The organism is Actinomadura monticuli (assembly GCF_041463655.1).
GTDB classification, from domain to species: Bacteria; Actinomycetota; Actinomycetes; order Streptosporangiales; family Streptosporangiaceae; genus Spirillospora; species Spirillospora monticuli.
Window position 1 is genome coordinate 65,765 of sequence record NZ_JAXCEI010000012.1, and the last position, 20,297, is coordinate 86,061.

The 20,297-nt window shown below is 73.8% G+C and carries 19 protein-coding genes; 4 read left to right on the forward strand and 15 right to left on the reverse strand.

Features of this window, described 5'->3' with window-relative positions; translation table 11 throughout:
• Positions 1-36 precede the first annotated feature (36 nt).
• Entirely contained in the window at positions 37-240 is a 204-nt protein-coding gene (locus SM611_RS25700; RefSeq protein WP_021593176.1) for a BldC family transcriptional regulator, read from the forward strand.
• 118 nt (positions 241-358) lie between these two features.
• On the opposite strand, the gene SM611_RS25705 is transcribed toward SM611_RS25700, so the two are convergent.
• The 9 genes from SM611_RS25705 to SM611_RS25745 all read right to left on the reverse strand — a co-directional run bounded on the left by SM611_RS25705 (position 359) and on the right by SM611_RS25745 (position 9,434).
• Positions 359-631: a hypothetical protein gene (locus SM611_RS25705; RefSeq protein WP_371952488.1), complete on the reverse strand. Its 273-nt coding sequence runs from the start codon at positions 629-631 to the stop codon at positions 359-361.
• A 44-nt stretch (positions 632-675) separates the two neighbouring features.
• Positions 676-1,662 (reverse strand): hypothetical protein, encoded by a 987-nt coding sequence (locus SM611_RS25710; protein WP_371952490.1) that lies wholly within the window; start codon positions 1,660-1,662, stop codon positions 676-678.
• 167 nt (positions 1,663-1,829) lie between these two features.
• Positions 1,830-2,819, reverse strand: coding sequence for a c-type cytochrome biogenesis protein CcsB (ccsB, locus tag SM611_RS25715; RefSeq protein WP_371952492.1), 990 nt, complete (start codon positions 2,817-2,819; stop codon positions 1,830-1,832).
• 4 nt (positions 2,820-2,823) lie between these two features.
• Positions 2,824-4,470, reverse strand: coding sequence for a cytochrome c biogenesis protein ResB (resB, locus tag SM611_RS25720; RefSeq protein ID WP_371952494.1), 1,647 nt, complete (start codon positions 4,468-4,470; stop codon positions 2,824-2,826).
• A 1-nt stretch (position 4,471) separates the two neighbouring features.
• Positions 4,472-5,215 carry a cytochrome c biogenesis CcdA family protein gene (locus tag SM611_RS25725; RefSeq protein WP_371952496.1) on the reverse strand — a complete coding sequence of 248 codons (744 nt, stop codon included), beginning with the start codon at positions 5,213-5,215 and terminating at the stop codon, positions 4,472-4,474.
• A 30-nt stretch (positions 5,216-5,245) separates the two neighbouring features.
• Positions 5,246-5,836, reverse strand: coding sequence for a TlpA family protein disulfide reductase (locus tag SM611_RS25730; RefSeq protein ID WP_371952498.1), 591 nt, complete (start codon positions 5,834-5,836; stop codon positions 5,246-5,248).
• Positions 5,837-5,885: 49 nt separating this feature from the next.
• Positions 5,886-6,524 (reverse strand): histidine phosphatase family protein, encoded by a 639-nt coding sequence (locus tag SM611_RS25735; RefSeq protein WP_371952499.1) that lies wholly within the window; start codon positions 6,522-6,524, stop codon positions 5,886-5,888.
• Positions 6,525-6,587: 63 nt separating this feature from the next.
• Positions 6,588-8,375 (reverse strand): serine/threonine-protein kinase, encoded by a 1,788-nt coding sequence (locus SM611_RS25740; protein WP_371952501.1) that lies wholly within the window; start codon positions 8,373-8,375, stop codon positions 6,588-6,590.
• A gap of 132 nt (positions 8,376-8,507) precedes the next feature.
• Complete coding sequence (locus SM611_RS25745) at positions 8,508-9,434, reverse strand: LysR family transcriptional regulator (protein WP_371952503.1); 927 nt, start codon at positions 9,432-9,434, stop codon at positions 8,508-8,510.
• A gap of 73 nt (positions 9,435-9,507) precedes the next feature.
• Here SM611_RS25745 and SM611_RS25750 point away from each other — a divergent pair, with 73 nt between their 5' ends.
• Complete coding sequence (locus tag SM611_RS25750; protein WP_371952505.1) at positions 9,508-10,437, forward strand: EamA family transporter; 930 nt, start codon at positions 9,508-9,510, stop codon at positions 10,435-10,437.
• Between the two features lies 1 nt (position 10,438).
• A complete protein-coding gene (locus tag SM611_RS25755; protein ID WP_371952507.1) occupies positions 10,439-11,323 on the forward strand; it encodes a dihydrodipicolinate synthase family protein in 885 nt (294 codons plus the stop codon).
• A gap of 6 nt (positions 11,324-11,329) precedes the next feature.
• Here SM611_RS25755 and hemL read toward each other — a convergent pair whose 3' ends face one another.
• Positions 11,330-12,622 carry a glutamate-1-semialdehyde 2,1-aminomutase gene (gene hemL, locus SM611_RS25760; protein ID WP_371952508.1) on the reverse strand — a complete coding sequence of 431 codons (1,293 nt, stop codon included), beginning with the start codon at positions 12,620-12,622 and terminating at the stop codon, positions 11,330-11,332.
• Positions 12,623-12,722: 100 nt separating this feature from the next.
• Here hemL and SM611_RS25765 point away from each other — a divergent pair, with 100 nt between their 5' ends.
• The gene (locus tag SM611_RS25765; RefSeq protein ID WP_371952510.1) at positions 12,723-14,402 is read left to right on the forward strand and encodes a serine/threonine-protein kinase; all 1,680 of its coding nucleotides are present in this window, start codon (positions 12,723-12,725) and stop codon (positions 14,400-14,402) included.
• On the opposite strand, the gene SM611_RS25770 is transcribed toward SM611_RS25765, so the two are convergent.
• The 5 genes from SM611_RS25770 to SM611_RS25790 all read right to left on the reverse strand — a co-directional run bounded on the left by SM611_RS25770 (position 14,399) and on the right by SM611_RS25790 (position 20,273).
• Positions 14,399-15,034, reverse strand: coding sequence for a bifunctional DNA primase/polymerase (locus SM611_RS25770; RefSeq protein WP_371952512.1), 636 nt, complete (start codon positions 15,032-15,034; stop codon positions 14,399-14,401). The two genes, SM611_RS25765 and SM611_RS25770, sit on opposite strands and share 4 nt — an antisense overlap.
• A 178-nt stretch (positions 15,035-15,212) precedes the next feature.
• Positions 15,213-16,193 (reverse strand): porphobilinogen synthase, encoded by a 981-nt coding sequence (gene hemB, locus SM611_RS25775; protein ID WP_371952514.1) that lies wholly within the window; start codon positions 16,191-16,193, stop codon positions 15,213-15,215.
• Between the two features lie 20 nt (positions 16,194-16,213).
• The gene (locus SM611_RS25780) at positions 16,214-17,743 is read right to left on the reverse strand and encodes a bifunctional uroporphyrinogen-III C-methyltransferase/uroporphyrinogen-III synthase (protein WP_371952716.1); all 1,530 of its coding nucleotides are present in this window, start codon (positions 17,741-17,743) and stop codon (positions 16,214-16,216) included.
• 113 nt (positions 17,744-17,856) lie between these two features.
• On the reverse strand, positions 17,857-18,726 hold the full coding sequence (gene hemC / locus SM611_RS25785; RefSeq protein WP_371952718.1) for a hydroxymethylbilane synthase: 870 nt from the start codon (positions 18,724-18,726) through the stop codon (positions 17,857-17,859).
• A gap of 44 nt (positions 18,727-18,770) precedes the next feature.
• The gene (locus SM611_RS25790; protein WP_371952516.1) at positions 18,771-20,273 is read right to left on the reverse strand and encodes a glutamyl-tRNA reductase; all 1,503 of its coding nucleotides are present in this window, start codon (positions 20,271-20,273) and stop codon (positions 18,771-18,773) included.
• Positions 20,274-20,297 lie beyond the last annotated feature (24 nt).

Consider the following 20,297-nt stretch of genomic DNA (forward strand, 5'->3'; position numbering starts at 1 on the left):
CCCGCGCCGAGAGCGGGACAAAGGGGGAGAGAAAACGTGGAGAGCACGAGCGAGCGCCTGCTGACCCCAGGAGAGGTCGCCGCCCTCTTCCGGGTCGACCCGAAGACGGTCACCCGGTGGGCCGCCGCGGGCCGGATCAGCAGCATCCGCACTCCGGGAGGCCACCGGCGCTTCCGCGAGTCCGAGGTGCACGCGCTGCTGCGCGGCGAGGAGCCCGTCGCCGAGCATTCGGCCCGCTGACGAGGCTCTGGCCGCCCGGACCGCCGCGCCACGGATCGGTCCTCCAGCCGGGCGGCCGGGGCATCGCATCGCGCCCGCCGAACGTGCCGCACCCGGGCCCGCGAGCGCGTCCCGGCACTCAGTCCTCCGCGTCCCCCTTCCACTCCTCGAACCGGCGGAGCAGGTCCGCGTCCTCCTCCCGCCAGCGGCGCCGCCTGTCCTCCAGTTCCTCCTCGGTGAGCGACTCTCGCAGGAGCCGGTCGTAGTCGGGGTCGCCCGGTCCTATCTCGACGTAGGCGTCGGCGATGATCCGTCCCTCGCCCGCCGCCGGCCCGGCCTCGGCCCCCTCGGCGTCGGCCACGACGCTGTGCGGAACCCGGAGCGTGCCGTCGGGGAGCCGGATCACGTACATCGTCGATCATCCTCGCCGTCTGCCGTCACCTTCATCATGCTGCCCTAGATCCCGTATTTGCGGTTGAAGAAGAGCATGACCTCAAGCGCCGTCCTGATGTTGCCGGCGAGCATATCCACGAGCGCGGGACGCTGCCGGGACGAGATCGCGGCGAACGCGTCGGCGAAGAACTCGCGGCGGCCGAGCGCGTCCGGCTGCCGGTGGAACGCGCTCGCGAGGTGCGGGCGGCACTCCTCGTACAGCTTGACGAAGGCGGGGCTGTCGGACGTCCACTCGCCGTCATCGCCGTCGATGTCGTCGAGGGCGTGCCCAACCTCGTGCAGCATCACGTCCGGCGTCGGGGACGGCCGGTCCCCCACGACGATCTTGCGGTCGCCGTACGCGCCGGCGCAGATGTCCCAGGTGGCCCGCCCGGACGGCAGCGGCCGGTCGCGCAGATGGCCCATGTCGTCGAGCTGCGGGACGCCGCCCGGCCCCACGTAGATGCCGTCCAGCCCGGCCGCGAGCTTCTCCTTCAGCGGCTCCGGCAGCGACGCCAGGCTGTCGACGGCGCCGATCACCTCGGGTGTCGGCGGCCCGTCCCGGACGTCCCACTGCCGGTGCAGGACGTCCTCCAGCACGCCGCAGTTGCGGCGGCCGTCGGCGACGTGCGGCATGCCCGGCGGGTAGGGCTCGACGCGGGGCCGCTCGTCCTCCAGCTCGAAGTCGCTCCAGGAGTAGTCGCCGGCACGCGGCCGGCCGTGCCCGCGGCGGGCGAACCTGCCGGTCAGCCCGCGCGGGCCGCCGGCGGTGTCCATGCCGGGGGGAGCGTCCGGGCCGTCCACCGCGAAGTCGTCGTCGCGGCCCGCCTTGCGGAACCGGCCGAACCGGTCCCGCGGCTGGTTGCTGCGCGGCCGCACCTGCCCCGAGTCGGGCGGGGACGGCGCGTAGGCGACCTGGTCACGGCCCGCGTCGGCACGCAGCCGGCCGCCGCGCGGCGCCTCCCGGGAACGCGGCTCCCGGGACTTGCGGTGGACGCCTTTGAAGCGCATCGGGCTCCTCTGTCAGCGGGCCCCGTGGACTGTCGAGCGACGCGCCGCCGGACCGGGCCCCCGCAGGAAGGGTAAGCCGCGACCCGACACTCCGTCATCCCCCCGAGTAACGCGCGCTCCACTTAGGCATCTTCGTCCCGAGGGGACGACCCCCCGCGCCCCCCGGCTCATGCGTAGGAGTGCAGCCCGGAGAACATGTAGTTGACCCCGAAGAAGTTGAACAGCAGCGCCGCGAACGCGATCAGCGACAGGATCGCGGCCTTGCGGCCCTTCCAGCCGGCGGTCGCGCGGGCGTGCAGGTAGGCGGCGTAGATGACCCAGGTGATGAAGGACCAGATCTCCTTCGGGTCCCAGCCCCAGTAGCGGCCCCACGCCTGGTCGGCCCAGATCGCGCCCATGATGATCGCGGCCGTCCAGATCGGGAACGCGAACATCGTGACGCGCATCGACAGCCGGTCGAGGGTGTCGGTCGACGGCAGCCGGGACAGCACGCCGCCCGCCGCGACGCCGCCGCGCGACTCCGCGCGGTCCTTCACCAGGTAGAGGACCGTGGCGGCGCCCGCGACCGTGAACGCGCCGGTCGCGATGATCGCCGCGGTCACGTGGATGGCGATCCAGTAGGAGTTCAGCGCCGGGCTGACCGGGCCCACCGAGTCGTACAGCCAGATGTTGGCGACGCCGAGGGCGACGACGGCGGCGGCCATCACGAACGCGCCGAGGAACCGCGCCCGGTACCGGAACATCACGACGAGGAACGCGGTGACGGCGGCGAAGGCGATGGCGGTGAGGAACTCGTACATGTTCCCCCACGGCCACCGGTTCGCGGCCAGCCCGCGGGTGACCAGGACGCCGAGGTGCGCCCCCCAGCCGAGCACGTTCAGCAGGACGGCGAGGTTGGCCCAGTCGATCCGGGGGCGCTCGCTCTCGTCCTCCTCCTCGGCGGACGCGGGCGCCGCGGTGGACGCGCCGTCCGCCGCCTCCGCCTCCGCGCCGGCGGCGCCGACCAGGACCTTCGCCTCGGCCCGCTCCGCCGCGACCGCCGCGCGGCGCCGGCCGAAGCCCAGGTCGGCGGCGTAGGCGACCAACGCGACGATGTACACCAGCACCGTGGTCAGCATGAGCTTGTCGCTCAGGTTCGCCAGGTCGGCAGTGCTCACCTCGTCACTCCTTCGATTCGGGGGCCGACCCGGGTTCCTGATCGGCGTCGGGGTCGCCCTCGGCGGGCGCGGAACCGGATTCCGGACCGCGCAGCGCGGTCACGATGTCGTCGAACTCCGGGGTCGGGTTGCCCAGCGTGAGACCGCCGACCTCCACAACCGTACGCCCGCCCTCTCCGGCGCTCGCACGGACCCACACCCTGCGGCGCCGGACCATGAACGAGGTCGCCACGCCGAGCACCGCGAGGATCGCCGCGACCAGCGCCGGGATGCGGCCGGGGTCGTGGTTGACCGACAGGCTCGTCCACTCCTTGAGCCCGTCGAACGTGATCGAGCCGGCGTTCCCGGGCAGCGTGAAGGTCTCGCCGGGCTCCAGCAGCTTCTGGCCGCCCTTGACGGGCTGGAGCGTCGTGCCGATGCCCTCCAGCTTGTAGACCGACTGGGGGGTGCCGGAGTCCAGGCCGATGTCGCCCTTGAACGCGGTGATGGTGATGACCGGGCGGACCGGCGCGGGGAACGCCGACACGATCTGCTTGCCGTCCCGGCTGGCCGTGGCGGTCGGCCACAGGATCGCGTAGAAGGCGAGCTGGTCGGGCTCCGCGTCGGGGACCTTGATGACGCCCTCGGACGTCAGGTTGCGCGGCTCCATCTCCAGGAACGGCACCGAGTCCTGGAAGGCGACATTGCCCTTGGCGTCCCGGACGGTGAACACGGGCGCGTACCCGTGGCCGAGCAGGTACACCTTCGCGCCGCCGACCTTCAGCGGATGGTTGATCCGCAGGTCCCACGGCTTGGACCTGCCGTCCGGGCTCTCCCGGTAGCGGACCTTCGCGTTGAACGCGGTGGCCTGGCCGCGCTTGGCGCCCTCGGTCTCGTACTGCGCCCGGAAGTCGTCCAGCGTGACCGTGAAGGGGGCCAGCTCGCCGCCGTGGAACGCGCGTCCCGGCTGGAACTGGTCGTACAGGCTCAGCGAGTTCGCGAACGTCTTGCCCTCCGTCAGCAGGACGTTCCCCCGGTAGCCGAGCAGGTTGCCGAGGCCGAGCGCGAACAGCAGCGCGAGCAGCGCCAGGTGGAACAGCAGGTTGCCGCTCTCCCCCAGGTAGCCCTTCTCGGCGGACGCGGCGCCGCCGGAGACGTCCACCCGGAACCGGCGCCCGCGCAGCACCGTGCGGGCCTCGGCGAGGACGTCCTCGGGGGACGCGTCCGTCTCGTACGTCGCGGACTGCGGCAGCCGGCCCAGGTTGCGGGGCGCCGCCGGCGGGCGGGCCCGCATCGACCTGTAGTGCTTGACGGCGCGCGGCAGGACGCAGCCCGCCAGCGACACGAACAGCAGGATGTAGATCGCCGCGAACCAGGGCGCGGCGAACACGTCGAACATCGAGAACCTGTCGAGCCACGGGCCGAGCGTCCGGTGCTCGTCGAGGTAGGCCGCGACCTTCTCCGGCGCCTGGCCCCGCTGCGGCAGGACCGACCCGGGCACCGCGCCCAGCGCGACCAGGAACAGCAGGATCAGCGCGGTCCGCATCGTGGTGAGCTGCCGCCAGGCCCAGCGCAGCCAACCGAACGGGCCGATGCCGCTGGGGCGCGGCACCTCCTCGGGAGCCTGCCGCGCGGCGGGCGCCTCGGTGCCCGATTCCGTTGTCTCAGTCATCTCAAATCACCGGTTCGAAGCCGCTGATCCACGACCTCAGCTCGATCGTCAGGTTCCCCCACAGGCCGCTCACGAGCAGCACCCCGATGAGGACGAGCATCCCCCCGCCGATCCGCATGACGAGGGGGTAGTGGCGCTTCACGGCGCCGAACGCGCCGAGCGCCCTGCGGTAGGCGAGCGCGGTCGCCACGAAGGGCAGGCCGAGGCCGAGGCAGTACGCCAGCGACAGCAGCGCGCCCCGCCCGGCGCTGGCCTCGGTGATCGCGAGGCCCTGCACGGCGCCGAGCGTCGGCCCGATGCACGGCGTCCAGCCGAGCCCGAACAGGACGCCGAGGAGCGGCGCGCCGGCGAGCCCCGCCGCCGGCAGCCGCCCCGACTTCACCGTCCGCTGCAACCCGGGGACGAACCCCATGAACGCGAGGCCGAACACGATCGTGACGACGCCGAGGACGCGGGTGATCGTGTCCTGGTACTCCAGCAGCCACCGTCCGAGGCCGCCGAAGACGACGCCGTAGCTGACGAACACGACGCTGAAGCCCGCGATGAACAGCAGCGCCCCGGCGAGGAGCCGGCCCCGCCGCTGCTCGGCGAGGTCGACGCCGGTCATCCCGGTCACGTACGACAGGTAGCCGGGGACCAGCGGCAGCACGCACGGCGACGCGAACGAGACGAGCCCGGCGAGGGCCGCCAGCGGCGCCGCCGCCACCAGCGACCCGCTGACGACCGTCTCGTTGACCGTGCTCACGTCTCGACCGCGCTCACTTCTCCGCCGCGCTCACTTCTCCTGGACGGTCTTGGCGACCAGCGGGTTCAGCTTGGAGTAGGTCGTCGCGCCGATGATGCGGGCGGCGATCCGGCCCTGCCGGTCGAGGACGAGCGTGCTCGGGATCGCGCTCGGCGGCACCTCCCGGAACGCCAGCGTGACCTGGCCGTCCGCGTCGAACAGGCTCGGGTACGTGATCTTGAACTTGCGCTCGAACGCCTGCGCGTTGGCCTTGGAGTCCTTGAAGTTGACGCCGACGAACTCGACGCCCTGGCCCTTGCTCTCGGTGTGGACCTGCTCCAGGGACGGCGCCTCGCCGCGGCACGGCGCGCACCACGACGCCCAGAAGTTGACGACGACGACCTTGCCCTTGAGCTCGGACAGCTTGAACGACGTGCCGTCGAGGCGCTCCCCGGTGACGTCCTGGACGCTCTTGCGCCCGGCCGGCTCGTACCGGGTCACGTTCCCGTCACCGGAGATGAACCGCTGGTCGCCGCCGTCGGGCCCGCTGCCGGAGGCGCTCGTCCCGGCGCACCCGGCGAGCAGCCCGCAGAGCGCGACGGCAGCGGTGGCGGCGCGCGGCGGGGAGATTCGGGGGCTCAACGGACCCTCCTACTACTACAGGACGTAGTACACAACTTAGCGGGTGCGGTCAGGCGCCCGCGACACTGGGGCCCTTCGCGATCCCGGCGGCGGGCTCACAATAGGCGACCTCGACGAGCCGGCCGCCCTCGAACGTCAGGCTCGTCAGGCTGGCCAGGCCGCACTCGCGCCTGCTCGGGTGGTGCCACAGCCGGCGGCGCTCGGCGTGCAGCCGCAGGATCCAGATCGGCAGCTGGTGGCTGACGCACACGGCCTCGTGGCCGCGCGCCGCCTCCCGCGCCCGGATCACGGCGGCCCGCATCCGCGCGGCGAGCTGCTTGTACGGCTCGCCCCAGGACGGCTTCAGGGGGTTGACGAGGTGGCGCCAGTGCTCGGGACGGCGCAGCGAGCCGGCCCCGGCCCCGAACGTCAGCCCCTCGAAGTGGTTGTCGGCCTCGATCAGACGATCGTCCACGGTCACCGGGAGGTCCAGCGAGTCCGCGAGCGGCGCGGCCGTCTCCAGCGCCCGCTGCATGGGCGACGAGAAGAGGGCGGTGACGTCCCGGTCGGCGAACCATTTCGCGGCGGCCTTCGCCATGAGGATGCCGTCCTCGCTCAGGCGGTAGCCGGGCAGCCGCCCGTAGAGGATTCCCTCGGGGTTGTGCACCTCACCGTGCCGCAGCAGGTGAACGATCGTCGTGTCAGTCATCGCGGTCAGATTACCTGCGCGACGTTCCTGACCCGTCCCCCGGCCCCACCGGGGAGGGACCGGTCAGATGCGGGTGGCGTCGACGTACCCGGCGATGCGCTTGGCGGCCTCGTCGAGGACGGCCTCCGCCGGTTTCGCGTCCCCCAGGTGCTGGACGAACCACAGCACCAGCGCCGACTTGCAGATGTCGGCGTTCGCCGCGGGGGCGACGCAGGAGATCGGCGAGACCGCGCCGTCCCGTGTCAGGACGGCCACCTCCGCCTTCACGGCGGGCGACGGCGGAAGGTCGTCGGTGCCCAGCCCGCGGGTGAGCACGGCCTGGACGCCGGGGACGCCCGTCTCCAGCGGCTCCCAGTTGCCCAGGGCGCTCGTGCACTCGTTGCCCTGCGCCCGTTCCCGGTCCGCCTGCGCGGACTCGGGGAAGTACTGGCAGAGCTGGCTCCGGATGCCGCCGATCGACCCCTGCCAGACCTGGGTGACCTCCGCCGTCCCGAAGTCGCCGACCGTGCTGGAGCCGCCGTTGGCGCCGATCGACCCCTCGCACTCGTCGCCGGCCGGACCGATCAGCAGGCCCTGCCCGGACCGGTAAACGGCGGCGTTCTTCGGCAGCGTCACCTGGGCCGGGAGCGTCACCTTCGCGGGGCCCCCCGACGGCGTGATGACGGCGCCCGGCGCCTGGGTGACGCACGGCCGCACGTCCGCGACCCTGGCCGTCGCGGACGGCCGCGGCGCCGGATCGTCCTTCGTGACCTGCTGGACGGCGACGGCGCCCGCCCCGATCACCGCGGCCGTCCCGACGGCGGCGGCCGTCATCCCGGCGCCGCTGCCCAGGAACGCCTTGATCGCGGAGGCTCCGGCGACCTTCCCGGCGGTGGACGCCGCGCCGGCCCCGGCCCCCGTCCCGGCCGCCGCTCCGGCCGCGGTCCCGGTCGCGGTCCCGGCCGCGGTGGCCGCGGTGGCCGCGCCCGCGGCGCCCGGCATCAGCCACGCGGCGAGCGGGAACAGCGCGGCGAGCGCGACCGCGCCCGCCGACAGGGCCCGCACGCCCCGGGCCTCCCAGTCCCGGCCGTAGGTCTCGCCGGCGGTGCGCTCCAGGTCGTCCACGAAGAGGGCGGCGCCGCCCGGACGGTCCTCCGGCGCCTTGGCCATGCCCCGGCGGACCAGCGGGCGCAGCGCCTCCGGCACCGCGTCGACCGGGATCTCGCCGGTGAGATGGGCCCGCATCAGCTCGGCGCGCCCGCCCGTGTAGGGCCGCCGTCCCGTCACGCACTCGACGAACACGCAGGTCGCCGCGTACACGTCGGACGCGGGGGTGGCGACGTGCCGGCTCCACTGCTCGGGCGCCATGTAGTACGGGGTGCCGGCGCCGCCCGCCTCCGCGCCGGCCGCGGCGGCGATACCGAAGTCGACGAGGCGGCTCCGCCCGTCCGCCGGGACGACGACGTTCGCGGGCTTGTAGTCGCGGTGGACGACGCCGACCGCGTGCGCGGCGGCGAGCCCCAGCAGCGACCCCTTGAGGACGGCCAGGGACGCCTCCGGGCCGAGCGCGCCGTGCCGGTTCAGGAGTTCCTTGAGGGAGACGCCGTCGACGGCCTCCATGACGATGGCGGTGGTCTCCGGCCCCTCGACGAGCCGGAAGAGCCGCGCCACGTGCGGGCTCTCGGCCCGGCCGAGCATCAGGGCCTCGTGCCGGAGCCGCTCGCGGTCCGCCTCGTCCGCCCGGGTGGCCAGGTACTTGATCGCCACCGGGGTCCCGGACGCGTCGTGCCGGGCGAGCACCACCCGACCCTGGGCGCCCGCGCCGAGCTCGCGTACCTCGGTGTACCCCTCGACCCGCCAGTCGCCGTCCACGTGCCCTCCCCGCCGACCGCCACGATCGGGGGAGAACCTACCGAAAGACGATCTTCACGGCGAACCACCCAAAGCAGGTCAACCCAGCACGGGCCAACCCAGCACGGTCGGCTCGGGTCAGCTCAGCACGGGTCAGCTCAGCACGGGCGCGACCGCCGGCACGTCGGCCGGGACGGCGGCGCGCAGCGCGGTGACGGCGGCGCGGATCGCCGGGCGGCGGGCCGCCTCCTCCCGCCACACCGCGTACACCCGGCGCGACAGCGGCGCCGACAGCGGGACGATCGCCACGCCGGGCGGGACGTCGCAGCGCCCGAGGCGCGGCAGGATCGCGTTGCCGAGCCCGGCCGCGACCAGGGACAGCTGCGTCGCGAACTCGTAGGCCATGTGGTCGATGCGGGGCTCGCTGTCGACGGCGCGGAGCGTGCGCAGCAGCCAGTCGCAGCAGATGCTGTCCGGCACGGAGCTGATCCAGGGGTCGCCGGACAGCTCCTCCAGGTCGATCGTGTCGCGCCCGGCGAGCGGATGCTCGGCGGGCATCGCCACGTCCGCGACGTCGTCGCAGATGACGCCCTTGTGCAGGCCGTCGTGGAAGGGCAGCGGCTCGTTGTTCCAGTCCTGGACGACGGCCATGTCGAGGTCGCCGCGCGAGACGAGCGGCATGCTGCGCAGCGGGTCCTCCTCGCGGAGCCGGACGCGGAGGTCGGGGTGGTCGGCGCGGAGGGCGCGCAGTGCCGTGGGCATCAGCCCGCGGACGGCGGTCGGGAAGGCGGCGAGGGTGAGCCGGCCGACGACGGACCCGCGGTGGGCCTCCAGATCGGCCTGCGCCTGCTCGACGAGCGACAGGATGCGCTCGGCGTGCGCGACGAGGAGTTCGGCGGCGTCGGTGAGCCGGACGCCGCGGCCGTTGCGTTCGAGGAGCTTCTGCCCCGTCTCGCGCTCCAGCTTCGCGAGCTGCTGGGAGACGGCCGAGGTCGTGACGTGCAGGACGTCGGCGGCGGCGCTGACCGAGCCGTAGGTCGCGACCGCGTTGAGGGCGCGCAGCCGTTCCAGATCAAGCATGAAGCAATACTAAAACGAGGTGTCAAGTATTTCTCGCTTGTCCTAAATAAAGTTCGGCGGACACGATCGTGGGATGAGATCCCGCCACGTTTTGCTGGCCACCTTGATCGCGGCACTGTGGGGCTTCAACTTCGTGCCGATCAAGGTGGCCCTGGACGACTTCCCGCCGCTGCTGATGGCCGCCCTGCGGTTCACGGCCGCGGCGGTGCCGGCGGTGTTCCTCGTCCGCCGGCCGCCGGTCGCCGCGCGCTGGTTCGTGCTGATCGGCCTCCCGCTCGGCGTCGGCCAGTTCGGGCTGCTGTTCATCGGCATGAGCATGGGCATGCCGGCGGGGCTCGCGTCGGTCGTGCTCCAGGTCCAGGCGATCTTCACGGCGCTGTTCGCGGGGCTGCTGCTCGGCGAGCGGCTCGGCGCCCGGCAGGTCGCGGGCATGGTCGTCGCGTTCGGCGGCGTCGCGCTGCTCGGCGTCGCGCAGGCCGAGGGCGGCTCCCCGGCGGCGGCGTTCCTGGTCTGCCTCGGCGGGGCCGCCGGCTGGGGGCTCGCGAACGTCGGGATGCGGCGGATGAACCAGGTCACCGAGGAACCGGTCGACGCGTTCGGGTTCATGGTGTGGATGTCGCTGGTGCCGCCGCTCCCGCTGCTCGCACTGTCGCTGATCTTCGAGGGGCCGGGCGCGCTGCCGGACTCCGCGCGGCACCTGTCGGTCGCCGGGGTCGCGTCGCTCGCGTTCATCGCCTACGTGGCCACCCTGTTCGGCTTCGGCGCGTGGGGATGGCTGATCCGCCGGTACGAGGCGGGCACGGTCGCCATGTACTCGCTGCTCGTCCCGCCGTTCGGGCTGGTGTCGGCGGCCCTCCTGCTCGGCGAGCACGTGAACGCGACGCGGCTGGCCGGCGCCGCGCTGATCATCGCGGGCGTCGCCGCCGGGAGCGTCCGCCTGCCGCCGCGCCTGCGCGTCGCCCTCGCGCGCGCCGGCACGGCCCGGACCCACGAGGTGACCTGACATGCACGACATGCAGAACATGCACGGAATCCACGCTTCGCTCGTCACGCCGTTCACCCCCTCGGGCGGGGTCGACGCCAAGTCGCTCGACCGGCTCGCCGTCCACTGCCTGGAGAACGGCGCGGACGGCCTCGTCGCGCTCGGCACGACCGGCGAGGCGCCGCTGCTGAGCCCCGCCGAGCAGCGGACGGTCCTGGAGGTGTGCCGCGCCGCCTGCGACGCGCACGGCGCCCCGCTGATCGCCGGCGCCGGGACGGCGGGCACCGCCGACTCGATCCGGGAGGCCCGCGAGCGGGCCGCGTTCGCCGACGCGCTGCTCGTCGTCGTCCCGTACTACCTGCGGCCGTCGGACGAGGCCGTCCTCGACCACTTCGCCGCCGTCGGCGCGGCCGTGGACGTCCCGCTCGTCCCGTACAACATCCCGTACCGGACGGGGAAGCACCTCTCCGCCGAGACGCTCCTCGCGATCCTCGCGCTCGACTGCGTCGCCGGGATGAAGCACTGCGCGGGCGGCATCGACGCCGGCACGCTCACGATGCTGGCGTCCCGCCCCGGCAAGCAGGTGCTCGGCGGGGACGACGCGTACCTGTACCCGATGCTCCGGCTCGGCGCGGCCGGCGGCGTCACCGCGAGCGCGTGCCTCGCGCCGTCCGCCTACGCGGCGATGCTCGACGCGACCCGGCACGGCCCGGCGGCGGACGCGCTGGCCCTGCACAACGCGCTGCTCCCCATGGTCGACGCGTTGTTCGGCGAACCGGCGCCGGCCGTCCTCAAGGCGTGCCTCGCCGAACTCGGCGTGATCGACGACCCGGCGGTGCGCGCTCCGCTGCGCGCACCGCGTCCCGAGTCGGTCGCCGCCGCGATGGCGGCCTTCACCGCCCTCTGAAGGTCGCTAGGACGCTTGGGCGGCGGCGCGGGCGGCGTGCGGGAGGGCCTCCAGCACGCGGCCCAGCGCCTCCTCGTCGTGCGCGGACGACAGGAACCACACCTCGTACGCCGACGGCGGCAGGTACACGCCGCGCTCCAGGGCGGCGTGGAAGAACGCCGCGTACGCCTTGGAGTCCTGGCGCTGGGCGGCGGCGAAGTCGCCGACCGGCGTCTCGCTGAAGAAGATCGAGAACAGGTTGCCGGCGTGCTGCAGCGAGTGCGGGACGCCCTCGCGCTCCAGCGCCTCCGACGCGGCCGTCGAGACGATCTCCGCCGACCGGTCGATCGCGGCGTACACCTCGCCGGTGGCGTTCCGCAGCGTGGCCAGCCCGGCGGCGGTGGCGAGCGGGTTCCCCGACAGCGTGCCCGCCTGGTAGACGGGGCCGGCCGGGGCGAGGTGGTCCATGACGTCGGCGCGCCCGCCGAACGCGGCGGCGGGCAGCCCGCCGCCCATCACCTTCCCGAACGTCATCAGGTCGCCCGGCACGCCCTCGATCCCGAACCAGCCGGACCGGGACGCGCGGAACCCGGTGAGCACCTCGTCGACGACGAGCAGCGCCCCGTACCGCTCGCACAGCCGCTTCAGCAGCGCGTTGAACCCGGCCAGCGGCGGCACCACGCCCATGTTGCACGGGACGGCCTCGGTGATGACGCAGGCGATGCCGGTGCCGTGCTCGTCGAACGCCGACTCCACGGCCGCGACGTCGTTGTAGGGGAGGATCAGCGTGTCCGCGGTGGTCGCGCCGGTCACGCCCGGCGTGTCGGGCAGCCCGAACGTCGCGACGCCCGAACCGGCCGCGGCGAGCAGCGAGTCGACGTGCCCGTGGTAGCAGCCCGCGAACTTCACGATCTTGGTGCGTCCAGTGAAGCCGCGCGCCAGCCGGATCGCCGACATCGTCGCCTCGGTCCCCGAGTTGACGAGCCGGACCTTGGCCGCGGGCGTCCGCGACACGATCTCCTCGGCGAGCTCCACCTCGCCCTGCGTCGGGGCGCCGTAGGACGTGCCGCGCCCCGCCGCGTCCCGCACCGCCTCGACCACGGCCGGGTGCGCGTGCCCGAGGATCATCGGACCCCAGGAGCACACCAGGTCGACGTAGGTGTTCCCGTCGGCGTCCGTCAGGTAGGGGCCGCGCGCGGACGCCATGAAACGGGGCGTCCCGCCGACGGCGCCGAAGGCCCGCACCGGGGAGTTGACCCCTCCGGGGACCACCCCGGAGGCGCGGTCGAACAACTGCTGGGAGCGATCGATACCAGTCACGTTTTCAGTCTCTCAGTTGCAGTTCGGCGACTTGCCTTGACCTCGCGGTGTACGGGCCGATATTCCACCAAGTACGACATCGGAGGGATGGGCTTTCAACGTGGTTGACGGCTGGACGGTCCCGGGATTCACTCACGAGCGGGAGCTCGGCGGCGGAGCCTCGGGCCGGGTGCTGCTAGCGGTCGACGACCCGACGGGCACGAAGGTCGCGATCAAATACCTCGACGGCGCGCTCGCGGCCGACGAGGCTTTTCTGACGCGGTTCCGCGCGGCGGCGCGTCCCCTCTCGCAGCTCGAGGACCCCAACGTCGTGGACTTCTACGACTTCGTGGAGTCCGCGGACGGCGCGGCGATCGTGATGCAGTGGGTCGAGGGCGTCAGCCTGCGCCGGGTGCTGGCCGCGCAGGGCCCCACCGGCCCGCTCGCGGCCCTGTCGATGCTGGGCGGCACGCTCCTCGGCCTCGCCGCCGGGCACCAGCACGGCGTCGTGCACGGCGCACTGCGCCCCGCCAACATCCTGGTGGACGCCGAGGGCAACGCCCAGGTCACCGACTTCGCGACCGCGCCCGCGGGCACCGAGGTGCGCTTCGGCGCCCAGTACGCGGCGCCCGAGCTGTGGGACGGCGAGCCCGCCACCGTCGCCACCGACCTGTACGCCGCCACCGCGATCTTCTACGAGTGCCTCACCGGGCGCCCCCCGTACGCGGGCCGGAACATGGCGCGGCTGCACCGCGAGGCGCCGATCCCCGCCGAGGAGGTGCCGGGGCCGCTGCGCGACCTCGTCCACCAGGGCCTCGCGAAGGACCCGGGGAAGCGCCCGAAGTCGGCCGCCGACCTCCTCGGCGCGCTGGAGGACGCGGCCGTCTCCGCGTACGGGCCGTCCTGGGAGGCGCAGGGCCGCGGCCGGCTCACCGAGCTCGCCGCGCAGGCCGCGCTGCGGCCGGAGCCGCCGAAGCCCAAGCCGTCCCGCAGCAGCGGCCGGAACCCGGTCGTCGCGGGCAAGCAGCCCGGCGGCCGGTCGCGGACGCCGTGGGTGGTCGCCGCCGTCGCCGTGCTCGTCCTCGCCGGGGGCGCCGCGGGCGCGCTGACGCTGCTGAAGAAGGACGGCAAGAACCCGCCGCCCGACCCGACCCCGGCGCAGAGCAGCACCCCGCAGGCGGCGCTGCCCGCCGGCGGCGTCGACCCGGCGCCGCTCATCACCCAGATCGACCAGGCCGTCGCCGCCGCGCCCGGCGCCGCGTTCAGCTACCAGCAGTCAGGCTGCTGCGGCTACCCCGTCAGCAGCCGCGGCACGTTCGGGCTCCAGGGCGACCAGGCGTCCTTCACGATGACGCTCGCCGGGACGGGCTCGGCCCGCAAGGCGCTGCCCGCCGTCATCGTCCAGAACCGGCTGTACGTGCGCGTGGGCAAGAAGTGGAAGTCGTCGGCGCTCGGCGGGCGCGGCTACCCGGCGGCGGCCGACCAGGTCCGCCAGGGCGCCTCCGTCGCGAACCTGACCACGCTGCTGCGATCGGCGACGAAGCTCACGCAGGCGGACGGGATCTACGAGGGCGAGGCTCCGGCCGCGAAACTCGCGCAGGCGCCCGGCCTCGGCCCCATGTACGCGCGGATGGCGCAGGCGACCGGCGCCCAGCAGATCGCCTTCGCGATCAAGTTCGACGCGGCGAACCGCCCGGTCAAGTTCTGGGTCCGCGCCGGGCCGGAGAAGGGCCGCAACCAGATCCAGCGCGGCTCCTACTCCCAGTGGGGCGCGAAGCCCGCCGTCAAGGCGCCGCGCTAGGCGTCCTCGCAGGCGTCCGCGAGGACGCCCAGCAGCCGCAGCGGGTCGGGCAGCGCGCCGCCGGGCGGCCGCAGCCAGCCGACCTCGCGCCCGTGCGGCAGCACGGACGGCGGCGCGACGACGTAGCTGTCGCGGCAGTGCCACCGCATCCCGGGCGTCTCGGCGACGTCCTCCGGCAGGGTGTCGAGGTGGCACGACCACCACTCGTCCTCGTCGGCGGGCGCGCCGCGGGTCGCGACGAAGAACAGGTGCCGCTCGTCCCCGAACGAAGCGACCGGACCGACGGGAATGTCCTCCCGCTCGATCCGGTCGAGGGCGATCGCTCCGGCGGCGGCCGGGACGTCGAACACGTCGAAGACCCGGCCCGTCGGCAGGATCACGTTGGCCTGCGGCCGTTTCGACCACCAGCCCTCGATCACACCGGGATCGACGGAGGCCTGATGCGCCCAGGCCGCCGATACCGGATGCGCACCGGGATCGGGACAGCCGATTCGGTCGCACGAACACGCCCTGTCACCGCCGACGTGCGCGCCCGGAAAGCTCGGCCAGCCGAACCCGGCGTACTCGCACGCCGCCGCGGCCATCCGGTTCCGCCCCGCCTTCTGCCGCCTGTGCCCCGTGACCGCCAGCATCTCGCCCCCCACATAGCCCAAGGTCGCGCATGGGTTCCTCGTCACCGATGATGCCCGGCGCGCTCACCGCCGGGCACGGCAACCCCCGGAAAACGACCCTAAGTGACTAGTGATCTCCCGCCCCAAAACCAGCAAAGCCCCCGCCGGCATCGCCGGCGGGGGCGCTCACCGCCCTGGGCTAGCACCTCCTGGCGGCCTCGGTGGCCCAGTACGTCAGGATCAGGTCGGCGCCGGCCCGGCGGATGGAGGTGAGGGACTCCATGATGGTGCGCTCGCGGTCGATCCAGCCCTGGGCGGCGGCGGCCTCGATCATCGCGTATTCGCCGCTCACCTGGTAGGCGGCCACGGGGACGTCCACGGTGTCGCGGACGCGGTGGACGATGTCGAGGTAGGCGCCGGCGGGCTTCACCATGACCATGTCGGCGCCCTCCTCCAGGTCGAGGAGGACCTCGCGGATGGACTCGTCGGCGTTGGCCGGGTCCTGCTGGTGCGACGCACGGTCACCGAACCGCGGCGCGCATTCGGCGGCTTCGCGGAACGGGCCGTAGTACGCGGAGGCGTACTTCACCGAGTAGGCCAGGATCGCGGTGTCGGTGTGGCCGGCCTGGTCGAGGGCCTGCCGGATCACGCCCACCTGGCCGTCCATCATGCCGGACGGGCCGACGACCGCGGCGCCCGCGTCGGCCTGCGCGACGGCGATGGAGGCGTACCGCTCCAGCGTGGCGTCGTTGTCGATCTCGCCGGAGCCGGTGACGATGCCGCAGTGGCCGTGGTCGGTGTACTCGTCCAGGCACAGGTCCGTCATGATCACGGTCGTGTCGCCGAGGTCGGACGCGAGGTCGCGCAGCGCGAGCTGGACGATGCCGTCCGGGTCGTCGGCGGCGGAGCCGGTGCCGTCCTTCACCGCGGGGACGCCGAACAGGATGATCCCGCCGACGCCCGCCTCGGCCGCCTCGTGCGCCGCCTTGCGCAGGCTGTCGCGGGTGTGCTGGTACACGCCCGGCATGGACGCGACGGGCTGCGCCTCGGCGATGCCCTCCTTGACGAACATCGGCAGGATGAGGTCGGCCGGGGCGAGCCGCGTCTCGGCGACCATCCGGCGCAGCGCGGGCGTGCGGCGCAACCGCCGCGGGCGCGCGACGGGGAACTGTGCGGACATGGCTTCCCTCTGGGTGGCTGCTACTTCCGGCGCCGGGCCCCCCGGCGCATCTGGCTGGGCTTGCGGAGCGGGTCCCCCGCCTCGATCTGGGCCGCCCGCCGGTTCGCACCGTACTCCGCGAGCGCCTCGGCGAGGGCCGATACGGACGGCTTTTCCGCCATGACGTCGACGCGGAGCCCGTATTCCTGGGCGGTCTTCGCGGTCTGCGGGCCGATCACGGCGATCACCGTCACGTTGTGCGGCTTGCCGGCGATCCCGATCAGGTTCTTCACCGTGGAGGACGAGGTGAACAGCACGGCGTCGAACCCGCCGCCCTTGATCGCCTCGCGGATCGGGGCGGGCGGCGGCGCGGCCCGGACCGTCCGGTAGGCGGTCACGTCCTCGCACTCCCAGCCCAGCTCGGTCAGCCTGGCGATGAGCACGTCGGTGGCGATGTCGGCGCGCGGCAGCAGCACCCGGTTGATGGGGTCGAGGTCCTCGTCGTAGGGCGGCCACTCGGCCGCGAGGCCCTCCCCGGACTGCTCCCCGGACGGGACGAGGTCGGGCTGCACGCCGAACTCGACCAGCGCGGCCGAGGTCTGCTCGCCGACGGCCGCGACCTTCAGCCCGGCGAACGCGCGGGCGTCGAGGCCGTAGTCGGTGAACTTCTCCCGGACGGCCTTCACCGCGTTGGTGGAGGTGAACACCACCCACTCGTAGCGTCCGGTGACGAGGCCCTTGACGGCCCGGTCCATCTGCTGCGGGGTGCGCGGCGGCTCGACGGAGATGGTCGGGACCTCGTCGGGGACGGCCCCGTACCCGCGCAGCTGGTCCGACAGCGTCGCGGCCTGCTCCTTGGTGCGCGGCACCAGCACCCGCCAGCCGAACAGCGGTTTGGTCTCGAACCAGGACAGCTTGTCGCGCCACCTCACGACGTCCCCGACGATGATCAGGGCGGGCGACTCCATGCCCTTGGTGTCGGGCGCGAGCCTGCTCAGCGTCGACACGACCGTCTCCTGCTCGGTGGTGGAGCCGAGGCTCGTCATCGCGGCGGGGGTGGAGTCGGCGCGCCCGGCCGCGACCAGGCCCTTGGCGACCTCGGCGACCGCGCTCTCCGCGCCGGCGATGACCAGCGTGGCGGCGGAGCTCGCGAACTCCTCCCAGTCGACGCCGCCGGCGGAGGCGTCCACGAACCGGAACTCGCGGTGCTCGGAGTCGGTGAGCGGGATGCCCGCGTAGCCGGGCACGCCGGTCACGGCGGACACGCCGGGGACGACCTCGAACGGCACGCCCGCCTTGCGCAGCGCGGCGCCCTCGGCGGCGAGGCCGCAGGCGACGCCCGGGTCGCCGGCGAACATGCGGACGACGCGCCGGCCGGCCTTGGCGGCGCGGACGGCGAGCTTGACCGGGTCGCCCTCGGCGGTGTCGAGGATCTCCGCGTCCGCGCGGCAGTGCGCGAGGATGTCGGCGGGGCAGTGCGCGCGGCTCACGATGACGGTGTCGGCGCGTTCCAGCTCGGCGGCGGCGCGCAGCGTCAGCAGGCCGGGGTCGCCCGGGCCCATGCCGACGATCGCGACCGTCCCCGGGTCGGCGGTCCGGCTCGGTGCCGCGGCACCGGGCCTGCCCTCGGCGGTCGTGCTCTCGGCGGTCGTGCTCGCGGCGGCGGTGCTCTTCGCTGCGGGGCTCAATCGCGCTCCCCCATCAACTGGTCGGCCCCCTGCGCGAGCAGCCGGGCCGCGAGGTCGCGGCCGATCTGCTCGGCGTCGTCCGGGTGGCCGCTTGCGGACAGCCTGATCTGCCGGCTCCCGTCGTACGCGGCGACGGTCGCCGTCAGATGCAGCTTCTCATCTACTTCGGCGGCGTATGTTCCCACGGGCGCGGAGCAGCCCGCCTCCAGCACGGCCAGCACCGTCCGCTCGGCGGTGACGGCCCGCCGCGTCGCGGCGTCGTCGACCGTTCCAAGCAGCTCCAGCAGGTCGCCCCGGTCGGAGCGGCATTCGAGCGCGAGCGACCCCTGGCCGGGCGCGGGCAGCATCTGGTCGGGGTCGAAGACCTCGCCGACCTCCGCCAGCCGGCCGATCCGCTTCAGGCCGGCGTGCGCCAGCACCACGGCGTCCAGCTCACCGTCGGTGATCTTGCGGAGCCGGGTGTCGGCGTTGCCGCGGATCGGGATGATCTCCAGGTCCGGGCGGAGGGCGCGCAGCTGCGCGACCCGGCGCGGCGAGCCGGTGCCCACGCGGGCGCCGCGCGGCAGGTCGGCGAGCTTGCACGGCCCGCACAGGGCGTCCCGCGGGTCGTCGCGCGGCGGGGTGGCGGCGAGTGCGATCCCCGGCGTCTCGGACGTCGGCAGGTCCTTCAGCGAGTGCACCGCGAAGTCCACCTCGCCGGAGAGGACCTTGTCGCGGAGCGCGTTGACGAACACGCCCGTTCCGCCGATCTGGGCGAGCAGGGCCTTGGAGACATCACCCTGCGTCGTTACCCCGACCAGCTCGACGGCATGCCCCGTCAGCCGCGTCAACGCGTCCGCGACGCCCTGCGACTGCGTCGTCGCCATCAGGCTCTTGCGGGTGCCGAGCCGCAGCGGGCCCCTGTCGGTAGTCACGTCTCGTCTCCTTCGCGCGCCGGGACCGCGTCCCGGGCACTGACCGCCCGGACGCTCGCGGCCTGGGCGTTCACCGTCTCCACGTTCACATCGTCCGGCGCGGCGCTCCCCGGCGCGGCCGTCCACAGCCCGTGCACGGGCGTCGGGCTGACGCAGCCGGCCTCCGCGGCGTCCACCACGGCCGGCTCGTCCTCGCGCAAGTCGGCGCGGGCCACCGCCTCGGGGGCCTTCGGGTCGAGGCCGAACAGCTCGCGCAGCGCGTCGGCGTAGGAGTCGCCGCCCGGCGCCGCCGCCAGCTCCTTGACCCGGACGGTCGGGGCGTGGAGCAGCTTGTCCACCACGCGCCGCACGGTCTGCTCGATCTCCCTGCGGTCCCGGTCGTCCATCTCGGGGACCCGGCCGGACAGCCGGGCCAGCTCCGCCTCCACGACCCCGGCGGCCATGCTGCGCAGCGCGACGACGGTCGGCGCGACGGCGGCGGCGCGGGCCGCGCTGAGGAACGCCTCGACCTCATCGCAGACGATCCGGCGGACCGCCTCGACGGCCGCCGGGCCGATCGCCTTCGCGGCCTCCTGCGCGGTCCGCAGGTCGTCCAGCCCGGCGAGCTCGACGCCGTCGAGGTCGCGGACGGACCGGTCGATGTCGTGCGGCAGGGCCAGGTCGAGGAAGAACCGGCGCCCGCCGTCGTCCCCGACGCCGCGCGCCCGCAGCTGCGCGGCCGTCAGCACGAGGCCGCCGGCGCCGGTGCACGACACCACCAGGTCGGCGCCGGCGATCTCGGCGTCCAGCGCGGACAGCTCGACGGCGCGGGCCGGAACGTCCAGCGACCCGGCGAGGCGGACGGCCTTCGCGTGGGTGCGGTTGGCGACCACGACCTCGCGGGCGCCCGCGCGGCTCAGCGTGGCCGCGGCCAGCGAGCTCATCGAGCCGGCGCCGACCACCAGCGCCCGGACGCCGTCCAGCGGCCCGAGATGCCGGGCGGCGACCTCCAGGCCCACGCTGACCAGCGACGCGCCGGCCTTGTCGATGCCGGTCTCGTGGTGCGCGCGCTTGCCCACCCGCAGCGACTGCTGCAGGACGTCGTGCAGGTCGCGGCCGAGCGTGCCCTCGTCCTTCGCGAGCTTGAACGCCTGCCGGATCTGGCCGAGGATCTGGCCCTCGCCGACGACCATCGACTCCAGCCCGCACGCGACGGCGAAGGCGTGCTGGACGGCCCGCTCCTCGTAGTGGACGTACAGGTGCCGCGACAGGTCGTCCATCGGGACGCCGGAGTGCAGCGCGAGCAGCTCGGAGATCGCCGAGACGCCGCCGTGGAACTTGTCGACGACCGCGTAGATCTCGACCCGGTTGCACGTCGAGACGATCGCGGACTCGGCGACGTTCGCGGAGTCGTGCACCGCGTGCAGCAGCTTGACCAGGTCGTCCCCGGCCACGGCCGCCCGTTCCAGCACCGCCACCGGCGCGCTGCGGTGACTGAGCCCCACCACCAGAATGCTCATGCCGCACCCTCGCTCATGATCATC

What these genes read in the sequence shown, in the direction of transcription:
- resB (WP_371952494.1), bottom strand. Translation starts at nt 4,470, where the DNA reads ATGACTGAGACAACGGAATCGGGCACCGAGGCGCCCGCCGCGCGGCAG.
- SM611_RS25705 (WP_371952488.1), bottom strand. Translation starts at nt 631, where the DNA reads ATGTACGTGATCCGGCTCCCCGACGGCACGCTCCGGGTTCCGCACAGC.
- SM611_RS25735 (WP_371952499.1), bottom strand. Translation starts at nt 6,524, where the DNA reads ATGACTGACACGACGATCGTTCACCTGCTGCGGCACGGTGAGGTGCAC.
- hemB (WP_371952514.1), bottom strand. Translation starts at nt 16,193, where the DNA reads ATGTCCGCACAGTTCCCCGTCGCGCGCCCGCGGCGGTTGCGCCGCACG.
- SM611_RS25710 (WP_371952490.1), bottom strand. Translation starts at nt 1,662, where the DNA reads ATGCGCTTCAAAGGCGTCCACCGCAAGTCCCGGGAGCCGCGTTCCCGG.
- SM611_RS25790 (WP_371952516.1), bottom strand. Translation starts at nt 20,273, where the DNA reads ATGAGCATTCTGGTGGTGGGGCTCAGTCACCGCAGCGCGCCGGTGGCG.
- SM611_RS25750 (WP_371952505.1), top strand. Translation starts at nt 9,508, where the DNA reads ATGAGATCCCGCCACGTTTTGCTGGCCACCTTGATCGCGGCACTGTGG.
- SM611_RS25770 (WP_371952512.1), bottom strand. Translation starts at nt 15,034, where the DNA reads ATGCTGGCGGTCACGGGGCACAGGCGGCAGAAGGCGGGGCGGAACCGG.
- hemC (WP_371952718.1), bottom strand. Translation starts at nt 18,726, where the DNA reads ATGGCGACGACGCAGTCGCAGGGCGTCGCGGACGCGTTGACGCGGCTG.
- SM611_RS25755 (WP_371952507.1), top strand. Translation starts at nt 10,439, where the DNA reads ATGCACGACATGCAGAACATGCACGGAATCCACGCTTCGCTCGTCACG.
- SM611_RS25745 (WP_371952503.1), bottom strand. Translation starts at nt 9,434, where the DNA reads ATGCTTGATCTGGAACGGCTGCGCGCCCTCAACGCGGTCGCGACCTAC.